Origin of the sequence: Microbacterium sp. NPDC091676 (genome assembly GCF_044756645.1) — a bacterium.
GTDB classification, from domain to species: domain Bacteria; phylum Actinomycetota; class Actinomycetes; order Actinomycetales; family Microbacteriaceae; genus Microbacterium; species Microbacterium paraoxydans_D.
Genome location: NZ_JBIVTI010000001.1, coordinates 2,333,676 through 2,344,802, shown reverse-complemented (window position 1 = coordinate 2,344,802; position 11,127 = coordinate 2,333,676). Strand labels below are relative to the sequence as shown.

General features: G+C 71.4%; 10 protein-coding genes. 5 read left to right on the top strand and 5 right to left on the bottom strand.

Annotated features, from left to right (window positions below):
- The first annotated feature begins 28 nt into the window (after positions 1-28).
- Positions 29-1,009: a sugar-binding domain-containing protein gene (locus ACIQID_RS11440; protein WP_312674611.1), complete on the top strand. Its 981-nt coding sequence runs from the start codon at positions 29-31 to the stop codon at positions 1,007-1,009.
- Positions 1,006-1,614, top strand: a complete 609-nt coding sequence (locus tag ACIQID_RS11435) for a hypothetical protein (protein WP_400284961.1) — start codon at positions 1,006-1,008, stop codon at positions 1,612-1,614. The genes ACIQID_RS11440 and ACIQID_RS11435 overlap by 4 nt, the downstream gene beginning before the upstream one ends.
- A 6-nt stretch (positions 1,615-1,620) precedes the next feature.
- Here ACIQID_RS11435 and ACIQID_RS11430 read toward each other — a convergent pair whose 3' ends face one another.
- From ACIQID_RS11430 to ACIQID_RS11420, 3 genes are all read right to left on the bottom strand, one after another.
- Complete coding sequence (locus tag ACIQID_RS11430; protein WP_400284958.1) at positions 1,621-2,931, bottom strand: FGGY family carbohydrate kinase; 1,311 nt, start codon at positions 2,929-2,931, stop codon at positions 1,621-1,623.
- Positions 2,932-2,995: 64 nt separating this feature from the next.
- A complete protein-coding gene (gene corA, locus ACIQID_RS11425; RefSeq protein WP_025102722.1) occupies positions 2,996-4,012 on the bottom strand; it encodes a magnesium/cobalt transporter CorA in 1,017 nt (338 codons plus the stop codon).
- 26 nt (positions 4,013-4,038) lie between these two features.
- Positions 4,039-5,319 (bottom strand): serine hydrolase domain-containing protein, encoded by a 1,281-nt coding sequence (locus tag ACIQID_RS11420; RefSeq protein WP_312674608.1) that lies wholly within the window; start codon positions 5,317-5,319, stop codon positions 4,039-4,041.
- 85 nt (positions 5,320-5,404) lie between these two features.
- Here ACIQID_RS11420 and ACIQID_RS11415 point away from each other — a divergent pair, with 85 nt between their 5' ends.
- Positions 5,405-5,719, top strand: coding sequence for a DUF2470 domain-containing protein (locus tag ACIQID_RS11415; protein ID WP_400284954.1), 315 nt, complete (start codon positions 5,405-5,407; stop codon positions 5,717-5,719).
- 56 nt (positions 5,720-5,775) lie between these two features.
- Entirely contained in the window at positions 5,776-6,423 is a 648-nt protein-coding gene (locus tag ACIQID_RS11410) for a biliverdin-producing heme oxygenase (RefSeq protein ID WP_312674606.1), read from the top strand.
- Between the two features lie 10 nt (positions 6,424-6,433).
- Here the strand turns inward: ACIQID_RS11410 and ACIQID_RS11405 are convergent, their stop codons facing one another.
- Complete coding sequence (locus ACIQID_RS11405; RefSeq protein ID WP_400284950.1) at positions 6,434-7,843, bottom strand: ATP-dependent RecD-like DNA helicase; 1,410 nt, start codon at positions 7,841-7,843, stop codon at positions 6,434-6,436.
- 117 nt (positions 7,844-7,960) lie between these two features.
- On the opposite strand from ACIQID_RS11405, the gene ACIQID_RS11400 reads away from it, so the two are divergent.
- Positions 7,961-9,031, top strand: coding sequence for a hypothetical protein (locus ACIQID_RS11400; protein ID WP_312674603.1), 1,071 nt, complete (start codon positions 7,961-7,963; stop codon positions 9,029-9,031).
- 13 nt (positions 9,032-9,044) lie between these two features.
- On the opposite strand, the gene ACIQID_RS11395 is transcribed toward ACIQID_RS11400, so the two are convergent.
- Entirely contained in the window at positions 9,045-11,057 is a 2,013-nt protein-coding gene (locus ACIQID_RS11395) for a cytochrome c oxidase assembly protein (protein WP_400284946.1), read from the bottom strand.
- Positions 11,058-11,127 lie beyond the last annotated feature (70 nt).

The window sequence follows — 11,127 nt, the reverse complement described above, 5'->3', positions numbered from 1 at the left end:
CCGGAGCCGGAGGAAGGCAGAATCACATATGTCACAATTTCGTGATTTCAGCGCTCAAACGAGCGAGGTGCCGAAGGGCCTGGAACACGAGCGCGCACTGATGGCCGCGGTGGCCAGGGCGCACTATCTCGAGGACCGATCCCGGGTCGAGATCTCCGATGCCCTCGGTATCTCCCGCTTCAAGGTGGCCCGGCTGCTCGCTCGCGCCAAGGAGGAGGGCGTGGTCACGATCGAGATCCACGACTGGGGTCTGCCGGACGTCGAGCTCAGTCAGCGCCTGCAGGACAAGCTCGGCCTCGAGAACTGCCTCGTCGTCCGTTCCCATGGCGACGACGACGACGTCCGCCGCCAGATCGGCGCTGCCGCGGCCCGCGCCCTCAGCGACACCCTCCATGAGGACGAGGTGCTGGGCGTCACCTGGGGGCGCACGCTCACGGCCACCGCGAGCCAGTTCGCCCATCTGCCGCGCCTGTCGATCGTGCAGCTCACCGGTGTGGTCGCCGGCGATCTCGCGTCCTCCCCCATCGAGGTCGTCCGGCAGACCTCGCGGCGCGCGGGCGGCGCGGTCTACCCCATCTTCTCGCCGCTCATCGTCGGGGATCGCGAGACCGCGGCGAGCCTGCGCAATCACCCCGACATCCGCTCCGCGATGGACCTGTTCCCCTCCGTCACGACAGCCCTGCTCTCGGTCGGCGCCTGGGACCCGCCCGTGTCGCAGGTGCGGGACGTGCTCCCCATCGACGATCTGGCGAATGCCCTGAAGAAGGGATGCGTGGCCGACATCGCAGGGATCCTCATCGGCAGCGACGGCACCCCGGTCGACGAGGAGTTCCAGGACCGCTGCGTGAACATCTCCTACGCGGAGCTGCAGAAGGTGCCCCGCGTCGTCGCTGTGGCGGGCGGCGCCGCCAAAGCCGACGCGATCCGCACGGTCTCCCGGGTGGGCCTCATCACCGAGCTGTTCACCGATCACGCGCTCGCCCAGGCCGTGCTCGCGGAGGACGCGTGATCCAGGTCGCCGGGTCGCTGTGGTCGGTGCCCGCGACCGAACGGCGGGCGACCGCCGCGCGGCTGCGGGCGGCCGGACTGCGCCGCCTGCACTGGGACACGACCGACGGACGGTTCGCCGCAGCGGGCGGCTTTCGCCCCGAGGAGGCGGCGAGCCTCGCCACCGAGACCGGTCTGACGGCGGAGGCACACGTCATGGCGCGGCGTTCGGCAGTGGAGGTCGACCCGTGGACCGACTTCTGCGATCTCGTGATCGTGCACGTCGAGAGCGACGACTGGGAGGCCGCGGTCGATCGCATCGCGCGTCGCGGCGGCACGCCCGGTCTGGCGGTGTCACCGCAGACACCGGCGACGAGCGTGCCGGCGGACATGGCGGTGCTCTGCATGTCGATCGTGCCGGGTCAGGCCGGCAGTGCCTTCGACCGCGCCGTCCTCGCCAAGGTCACCGCCCTGCGGGAATCCTCGCCGTCGCGTCGCATCGGCGTCGACGGTGGCGTGCGCCGGGCCGATGCCGCAGCCCTCGCGGCGGCCGGGGCGGACTGGGTGGTCGTCGGCACCGATCTCGTCGGCGACCGGACCGCGGCCTGGGCCGACATCCTCGCCTGATCGCGGTCAGGCGGCCGGGGGCAGATCCCGCCCCAGCGTCCGCGCCGCCTGCCGGGCCATGCCCCACGCCACGTACTCGCCGGGCGGCGGCGCGTCGATCGGGATGTCGAGGATCAGCGGCGCGATCGCCCGCACCGCCGCCGACCGGGCACCGCCGCCGATGAGGATCCCGCGCTCCGCCGGCACCCGGAGGTCCCGGATGGCGTCGAGGCCGTAGCGCAGACCGCCGAGCACCCCTTCGAACGCGGCGCGGGCGAGGTTCTCCCGCGTCGTCGACCCGAGTGTCATGCCGAAGAGCGTCCCGGTCGCATCCGGGAGGTTCGGCGTGCGCTCCCCCTCGAAGTACGGTTCGAGCGTCAGTCCGCCCGCGCCGGGCTCCGCGGCGAGCGCGAGTCGGCCGAGCCCCTCGTGGTCGACGCCGAGAAGGGCCGCGACCACGTCGAGCACCCGGGCGGCGTTCACCGTGGCGACGAGGGGCAGATGGCCGCCGGCCGCATCCGCGAAGCCCGCCACGGTTCCGGTGGGATCGACCGTGCGGTGCGCACTCGTGGCGAAGACGGTGCCGCTCGTGCCGAGCGAGAGCACCACGTCGCCGGCGCCCGCGCCCAGACCGAGTGCGGCGCCGGCGTTGTCCCCGGACCCGGGACCGACCGGGCGCCCCCTGGCGTCGTCGACGGCCGCGTCGTGCGCGAGCACCCGCGGCAGGATCGCATCCTGTCCGAGCGCCGCGCAGAACAGGTCGCGGTCGTACCCGGCATCGGTCCAGTACCCGGTGCCGGACGCCTCCGAGCGATCGGTGACGAGCTCCTCCAGCGCGGCGCCGCGCTCGCTCTCCGGTCCGAAGCCGCGCAGGCGCCACGTGAGCCAGTCGTGCGGGAGCGCCACCGAGGCCACCCGGCGCGCGTTCGCGGGCTCGTGCTCCCGCAGCCAGCGCACCTTGGTGAGCGTGAAGGAGGGCACGGGCACGAGTCCCGTACGCGCGGCGAGAACCGCCGCACCGTGCTCGGCGATGAGCGCGGCGGCGGCATCGGCGGAGCGCAGGTCGTTCCACAGCAGAGCGGGCCGGACGACCCGGCCCTGGGCGTCCAGCGCGACCATGCCGTGCTGCTGACCGCTGAGCGCCCAGGCCTCCACGTCGTCGAAGCCGCCTGCGGCTGCGATCGCCGCCTGCAGAGCACGCCACCACTCCTCGGGATCGACCTCGGTCCCCGGCGGGTGGGGAGCGCGACCCTCCCGGATCACCCGGCCGGAGACCGCGTCGACGATGACGACCTTGCAGGACTGCGTCGAGGAGTCGATTCCCGCCACGAGTTCCATGGTGCGATCATCCCATGCCCGACCGCACCGCCCGTCGCGCTGGCCGGCCGCGACCCGGATCCCGCTACAGCCAGCCCTTGCGCTTGAAGGCCGCGTAGAGTCCGACCCCCATCGCGACCATGAGCAGCACCGCCATCGGGTACCCGAACACCCAGTGCAGCTCGGGCATGTGGTCGAAGTTCATGCCGTAGACGGTGCCGACCAGCGTCGGGGCGAACAGGATCGCCGCCCAGCCGGAGATCTTCTTCACCTCGTCGTTCTGGCGGATGCTCAGCTCCGTCATCCGGCGCATCTCGTCGTTCTGCCGCCGTGCGACGATGGTCGACTCGACCGTGAGGGCGTTGTCGAGCACGGAGCGGAAGGTGGCCGCCTTGTCGCTCACGCGCAGGGTGTGGTCGAGAACGTCGCGCAGGTACCGCTGGAGCTCCTCGCTCACGCGGTACTTCTCGGAGCCGCGGAGCAGCGCCTCCAGCATGCCGGCCAGCGGCTGGGTCGCCCGCTGGAAGTCGATCACCTCGCGGCCGAGGTCGTAGATCCGCTGGGTCGCGTCGGCGTCCTCCTCGAAGAGCTGACCCTCGATTTCGTCGATGTCGTTCTCGAGACCGGCAAGGACCGGGGAGTACTCGTCGACCACCTCGTCGAGGATCGCGTAGAGCACCGCCTCGGGGCCGTGGGCGAGCAGCGCCGGGTCGGCCTCGAGCCGGCGACGCACGCGGCCGAGGTCCGGCGACTCCGCATGACGGATCGTCACGACGAAGTCCGGCCCGACCAGCACGTGCACCTCGCCGAACTCGACCTCCTCGCGCTCGTCGAGGTAGCGCGCGGGCCGCAGCACCATGAACAGCACGTCGCCGTACCGCTCCAGCTTGGCGCGCTGATGCCCGGACAGGGCGTCCTCCACCACGAGCTCGTGGATGCCGAACTCGTCGGCGACGGCCCGCACCTCCTCGGCGCTCGGACGATAGAGGCCGATCCACCCCATGCCCCGCCGTTCGCGGATCCGCTCGAACGTCTCGTTGAGGCTGCGCGGGTTCTCGGCGCGCACACCGTCCACGTAGATCGCGTTGTCGACGATCGCCATGCGGACCTCGCTCGCTCGGGCCGGGATCACTCCGCCGGGGGGATGCAGGGGAGAGCGGCCTCCGCCGTCGCCGCGTGGTACTGCTCCGCGGTGAAGGGAAGACCGAAGTCGGGGGCCGTCTCCCCGGACGCGGCCGGCGCCTTGGAGGCGATCGCCGCGAGCTCCCAGGAGAGCTGCTGGGCGAACACGGCTCCGGCGGTGGAGTCGTTCAGCACGACCGCCACGGTGAACCCGGTGGTCGGATCCGAGTAGGCCGCGGTCGCGTATCCGGGCGTCCAGCCGTGCTGGCCGATCATCGAGCCGGCGATGTACGCTCCCCCGGTCGCCTGATACCAGGTGGGCGCGTCCTCGGCCACGGGCAGCGGCGTCGCGAACCGGTCGGGGTCGTCCTTGGTGCGCAGCGCCTGCGTCGCCTCCGCCTGGATGTAACGGCCGAGATCGGTGATGGTGGACACGGCCCCGGAGTCGGTGAAACCGGTGCTCGACGACAGGGTGGTGATGTCGACCGGGGCGGCGCAGTCGTACCCGCCCTCGCCCTTGTTCATGTAGTGCCCCTCGAGCACAGGGCCGTCCGAGGGCGGCGCCGCGGCCGCCGGCGGGAGCGAGGTCTCGGCGAGCCCGAGCGGCTCGGTGACGTACTCCGCGATGAGCTCGCGGGCGCTCATCCCGGACGCGCGCTCGAGGGCGAGCCCGAGCAGGAGGTATCCGGCGTCGGAGTCGCGGAACGTGGTGTGCGGAGCCACCCGGGTACGACCGAGGCCGTAGCCGGCGAGCTCGAGCGGTGCCCACACCCGGTCGGGGGTGTTCTTCCACGCCGCCTTGACCGTCTTCTCCGAGGAGCCGGCACCGCTGGTCCCGTTGCAGAGGTCGAGCAGGGTGATGTCGTCCATGTCGGCGACGCCGGAGACGTACTCCGGCACCTTCGCGTCCAGCTCGACCGTGCCCTCGTCGGCGAGCGCGTAGAGCACGTCGCAGGTCATCAGGCGGGTCACGTCGGCGATGCGGAACGACATGTCGGTGGAGAGCTCGCCGCCGTCCGCCTTGCTCTGCGTGCCGGTGGCCGCGACCCAGGTCCCGCTCCACGGCACCCAGACGCCGACGATCGCACCGCTGGCGCCGGAGGCGGCGATGGCGTTGTCGACCGCCCCCTGGAGCGCGGCGACGGTCTCGTCGGGAAGGGTCGCGTCGACCTGCTCGGGCGGCGTATAGCTGAAGGTCTCCTCAGAGGAGCATCCGGTGAGGACGAGACCGAGGACGGCCGCCGTGGCCGCTGCGGCGCGCCACCGGCGCGACGAGAGAAGGTGCATGTGTGGGAACCCCCGAAGACGTGTCTCCTGAGTCTAGAGCGCGGATGCTGAAAGTCGGCCCCGCGAGCCGTCGTAGGGTGTCCCTGTGCCCCATGACTTCGCCGCCGACGTGATCGCCGCCGTCCTCCGCCACATGAACGACGACCACACGGACGACAACCTGCTGATCGCCCGCGCCTTCTCCGCACCGCCCACGGACGACGTCGACGGCGCCGTGATGACCGGGTTCGACGGGGAGGCCGGAGTGTGGGAGGTCTCGCGCGACGCCGCGGCGTCGGAGCTCCGGGTGCCGTGGCCGGGCGGCCCCATCACCGAGCGCCGGGAGGTGCGCCGGGAGATCGTGGCGCTGTACGACGACGCCTGCTCCCGCCTCGGCGTGGAGCCCCGGCCCCACGACTGACCGTCGCTGCGGCCGCGGGCTTCCCTCCAAGGTTAGGCTGCCCTTACACTGAAGCCATGCCCGAGATCCTCTCCTTCTCCGCCGCCCTCCGGGAGCGCTCCTCCGGTTCGCATTCCCGCAGCGAGACGGCGGGCTTCATGTCCGATCTGCTCAAGGGCGAGGGATCGCGCGAGGACTACATCGCGCTGGTCGCACAGCACTACTTCATCTACGACGCGCTCGAGGAGGCCGGCGAGCGCATGCGCCAGGACCCGGTGGCGTCGGTGTTCCTCAGCGACAAGCTCACGCGCCTCCCGGCGCTCGAGGCCGACCTGGCCTTCCTCCTCGGGCCCGAGTGGCGCGAGCGGATCGCCCCGCTGCCCACCACGCAGCGCTACGTCGAGCGCATCCGGCAGGTGGGCGCGACCTGGGCGGGCGGCTTCGTCGCGCACCACTACACCCGTTACCTCGGCGACCTCTCCGGCGGCATCTTCATCGGCCGGGTGATGGCGCGGCGCTTCGGCTTCGAGACGAACGGCATCGGCTTCTACCTCTTCGACGACATCGCCGACCCCTCCGCCTTCAAGGACGTCTATCGCGACCAGCTCGACGCCGCCCCCTGGGACGAGGCGGAGCGCGAGCGCGTCATCGACGAGGTGCTGCTCGCGTACCGCTTCAACACGGAGCTCTTCGAAGACCTGGACCGCGCCCGCGCCGCCGCCTGACCGGCCGGCCTCAGGTCCTCGGCAGCTCCGGCGTGGAGGCCGCGAGCCACGCGTCGCGCATGAACCGCCGCACGTCCTCGTCCACGCGGATGTCGCTGGGCCGCAGCGGACGCGAGAGGTACAGCCCCTCCAGGGATGTGAGCCGGCTCAGCGCGACGTAGGTCTGCCCCGGCGCGAACGCCCCGGAGCCCAGGTCGATCACCGCCCGATCGTATGTCTTGCCCTGCGACTTGTGGATCGTCACGGCCCAGGCCAGCCGCAGCGGGAACTGGGTGAACTCGGCGACGACGTCACGGGAGAGCTTCTTCGTGTTCGGGTCGTAGGCGTACCGGAACCGCTCCCAGACGGCCGGCTCGACGTCGACCTCCTCGCCGTCGATCTCCACGCGCACGGTCCCGCCGAGGATCCGGGTCACCGTCCCGATGGTGCCGTTGACCCAGCGCGGCGGCTCTCCGGTCATCGCGGTGTCGTTGCGCAGGAACATCACCTGCGCCCCCACCTTGAGCTTGAGCTCGGACTCGGCGGGGAGAGAGGCCTCGCCGCGGCCGAAGTCGCCGTTGACCTCCGCTCGCGCGGTCTGCTCCTTGCCGGGCAGCGCGGCGAGATGCCGGCTGTTGATGCTGTTCACGATGTCGTTGCGGGTGGCGAGGGTGATCATCGGCACCTCGCCCGGCTCGGGCTCCGGAGGGGTGCGCGCGCCCTGAGCGTTGAGGATCCCGGCGATCTCCGCTGTCACCCGTCCATAGCGGACGGCGTTGAGCATGGACTTGAAGCCGTCGTCCGACTGGCGATGAATCTGCACGAGCTCCCGCACGTGCAGCTCGGCCCGGGTGTCCACCTCGAACAGCGCCCCCTGGGTCCCCTGGGTCCCTGAGCCTGTCGAAGGGGCTGTCGAAGGGCCCGCCCACACCTTCGCATCGAAGAACCAGAACGACCGGTAGTGATCCTTCACGTACCGGGCCTCGTCCCCGCGCGGCGGGACAGGGGCGAGCTGGTACGGGTCGCCGAACATGACGATCTGCACCCCGCCGAAGGGCTCCCCCCGCCGCCCCCTGGCTTGCCGGAGCGATCGGTCGATGGCGTCCATGAGGTCGGCGTTGACCATGGAGATCTCGTCGATGACGAGGGTCTCGATCGCGTTGAGGATGCGGCGGGTCGCATCGTTCTGGTCGATGTCCCCGTCCCCGATCAGCCCGATCGGCAGCCGGAAGAGGGAGTGGATCGTCTGCCCCTCGACGTTCAGCGCGGCGACGCCGGTGGGGGCGCAGATCGCGATCTGCTTCTTCGTGTTCCAGGCGAAGTGCTGCAGGAGCGTGGACTTGCCGGTGCCCGCGCGTCCCGTGATGAAGACGTGCTCCCTCGTGTCCTCGATGAGCCGGAACAGCTCCTGCTGCTCCTCGGACAGGGCGGGAAGGGACACGGTTCTCACAGGGCTGGCGGGGCGGACACGGGACGCTCCCCCATGCTACGTGCCCCGTCCGGCGGGGGCCCGCCGACGCTCGGCGTCCCCCCAGGACGCCCTCCTAGACTGGCCGGCATGGAGCGGGCCGGGACGCGCGCGCCCCGGCGGTCGCGCCTGGGCGCCGATCTGGCGATCCTCGGGCTCATCGGCGTCCTCCTGCTGGCCGCGATCGGCGCCGGAGGCGCCACGCTCTACCGGCAGTTCTACGGCCCGTCGGCGTTCGTGGTCCGCTATCTCGATCTGCTCGCCGAGGGGCGGGCGGCCGACGCCCTCCGCGTGCCCGGCGTCGCGATCGACCGGGAGACCCTCGATGACGCGGGCATCGACCCCGCCGCATCGGAGGCCCTGCTGCGCCGCTCCGCCCTCGGCCCCCTCACCGACATCGAGGTCGAGTCGGAGCAGACCTCCGGCGACGACACCGCGGTCACGGTGAGCTACCAGGCGGGTGGGCATTCCGGGACGACCACCTTCCACGTCGCGCAGGACGGCTGGGCCGGCATCACGCCGAACTGGCGCTTCACCACGAGCCCGCTGGCGGTCGTCGAGCTCACCGTGCGCGGGTCCGACCGCTTCGCCGTGAACGGCTTCGAGGTCGACCGTCGGCAGGTCTCCGCCGCCGGTACCGCCGCTCCTCCGCTCGAGCCTCTGCCCCTGCTGGTCTTCACCCCCGGCGTGTACTCCGTCACGGTGGACACGGCGATCTCGGAGTCGTCCGGCCACGGCGTCCTCGCCGACACGCCGCTCGCGGTGACCCCTCTGGACGTGCAGTCGGAGCCGACGGAGGAGTTCGTCGACGTCGTCCAGCAGCGCGTCGAGGAGTTCCTCACCCGCTGCACCACGCAGGAGGTGCTGCAGCCCACGGCCTGCCCGTTCGGGCTCCGCGTCGAGAACCGGATCGCGGCGCCGCCGAAGTGGTCGATCACCCAGCAGCCCGAGATCATGGTCGCGCCCTCCGACGACGGCCACTGGCAGATCCCGGCCGCGAACGCCGTGGCCCACGTCGAGGTCGAGATCCAGTCGCTCTTCGACGGCTCCGTCGAGCCGGTCTCCGAAGACGTGCCGTTCCGCGTGAACGGGTCGATCGCCATCCTCCCCGACGGCTCCGCCTCGATCCGCGTCGGATCGCCGGACGACCTCGGGCAGTGAGACCCTCGCCGCGTCAGCGGCGCTGGCGCTCCGCGGCGCGCTGATCACGGGCAGCGAGGTCGGCCAGCCGGGCGTTGTACTCCTCCAGCTCGGCGTCGCCCGTGCGGTCGGCGTGGCGGTCGCGGCGGCGCTGGAGCTTGGTGTCGCTCCGGCTCCACTGGATCGCGACGGTGATGGCCAGGATGAGCGTCGGGATCTCGCCGATCGACCACGCGATGCCGCCGCCCACGTACTGGTCGGTCATGGGGTCGGCGCCCCAGTCGCGGCCCATCGCACCGAACCAGTCGGCGACCATGAGTCCTTCCTGCATCATGATCGCCATGCCGAAGAACGCGTGCATGGCCATCACCGCGATGAGGGTGATGAGCCGGCCGGGGTACGGCAGTCGGTACGGCACGGGATCGGCGCCGATCAGGCTCATCACGAACAGGTAGCCCGAGATGAGGAAGTGGATGACCATCCACTCGTGCCCGAGGTGCTCGTACATCGACCAGCGCACGAGGTCGGTGAAGTAGAACGCCCAGAGCGAGAGGATGAAGATCGCCGCCGCCACGATCGGATGCGTGACGACCCGCGCGAACGGCGAGTGCACGGCCCACATGATCCACTCACGGCCGCCACGGGTGCCGTCGTCGCGCTTGTGGATGGCGCGCAGCGCGAGGGTGATCGGCGCCCCGGAGACGAGCAGCAGCGGGATCGCCATCGAGAGCATCATGTGCCCCAGCATGTGCACGCTGAAGAGGTACTCCTGGTAGGCGTTGATGGGACCGCCGGTCACCCACACCAGCAGGAGCAGACCGAGCACCCAGAAGACGGTGCGGTGGATCGGCCAGCGGTCGCCGCGGAGCCGGAGCCGGCGCACCCCTGCGAGATAGAAGAAGAGTCCGAGACCCGCCGCGACGAGCCACAGCACGTCGATGTCCCACGCCGTGAACCAGCGCTCCAGCGTGAGCTCGGGCGGCAGCAGCGATCCCGTGAGGATCTGGGCCGGGGTCTGCGCGAACGCCGCGACCTCGCCGGTGGGCGGGGGTGTGCGGGCGAGCGCGGCGGCGGCACCGGAGGCGAGACCCATCAGCGCCACCTCGCCGAGCACGAGCGCCCAGAACCACCGCGAGGCGCGGGCGCCGCTCAGCTTCGGGATCAGCTGCGTGCGGTACCAGGCGCCGAGCAGCCCCATGCCGACGAGGAGAGCGGCCTTGACCACGACGATGAGCCCGTACGGGGTGGTCCACACGGCCTCCCAGCTTCCGACGGCCACGATCGATCGGGTGAAGCCGGAGACCGCGACGACCGCGAAGGCGGCGATCGCGAGGGAGGAGTACCGCGAGACGAGTGCGGGCAGGTCGACCCCCTGCTGCCCGCGGAGGAGCACGAGGAGGAGCAGGCCGCCCAGCCACACCGCCGCGCCGATCGTGTGCAGGAGGATCGAGTTGACGGCCATGTTGTGTCCGTCGAGGTCCCCCGCGTGTCCCTGCGTCGCGAGCGGCAGGAACGACACCGCGGCCAGCAGCGCCGTGAGCAGTGTGGGCGTCCAGGTGCGCCAGGCGAACGCGAGCACCGTGATGACCGCACCGAGGATCGTCGTGATCAGCCACGACTGTCCCAGCGGGAGCTCGAGCAGGAAGCGCCCGAGCTGCGAGCCGAACTCGCGCTCGATGCTGAGCTGCGGGTTGAAGGCCGCCATGAAGGAGAAGAATCCGGCGAGTCCGGCGGAGACGGTGAAGACGGCGGCGCCGACCGAGGCGATGTTCAGGGCCGTGTCGAACGCGCGCTCTCCGGCCCGCAGTCCGAACAGGGCCAGCACGAGCGATCCGAGCATGAGCGCGCCGGCGAGGTTCATCACGAGCTTCGCCAGCGGTGTGCCCCACAGCACCACGGGTCCGGGGTCCTGCAGCAGCGGCGGGTTCGCCCCTCCGCCGACCAGGAGCGCCCAGGCGAGGGCGACGCCGGCGGCGGCGAGGAGGATGACGATGCCGGCGAGACGGTACGCCGACGTCGAGCGCGGCGTCTCGGTGCGGGAACTCACCCCTCCAGCCTAGGCGCGCGCAGCAGGGAGGAAGCACGAAGGCCGCCCCCGGATCGAGGGCGGCCTTCGA

Coding starts and splice junctions, on each gene's coding strand:
- ACIQID_RS11440 (WP_312674611.1), top strand. CDS start 29: ATGTCACAATTTCGTGATTTCAGCGCTCAAACGAGCGAGGTGCCGAAG.
- ACIQID_RS11430 (WP_400284958.1), bottom strand. CDS start 2,931: ATGGAACTCGTGGCGGGAATCGACTCCTCGACGCAGTCCTGCAAGGTC.
- corA (WP_025102722.1), bottom strand. CDS start 4,012: ATGGCGATCGTCGACAACGCGATCTACGTGGACGGTGTGCGCGCCGAG.
- ACIQID_RS11420 (WP_312674608.1), bottom strand. CDS start 5,319: ATGCACCTTCTCTCGTCGCGCCGGTGGCGCGCCGCAGCGGCCACGGCG.
- ACIQID_RS11410 (WP_312674606.1), top strand. CDS start 5,776: ATGCCCGAGATCCTCTCCTTCTCCGCCGCCCTCCGGGAGCGCTCCTCC.
- ACIQID_RS11400 (WP_312674603.1), top strand. CDS start 7,961: ATGGAGCGGGCCGGGACGCGCGCGCCCCGGCGGTCGCGCCTGGGCGCC.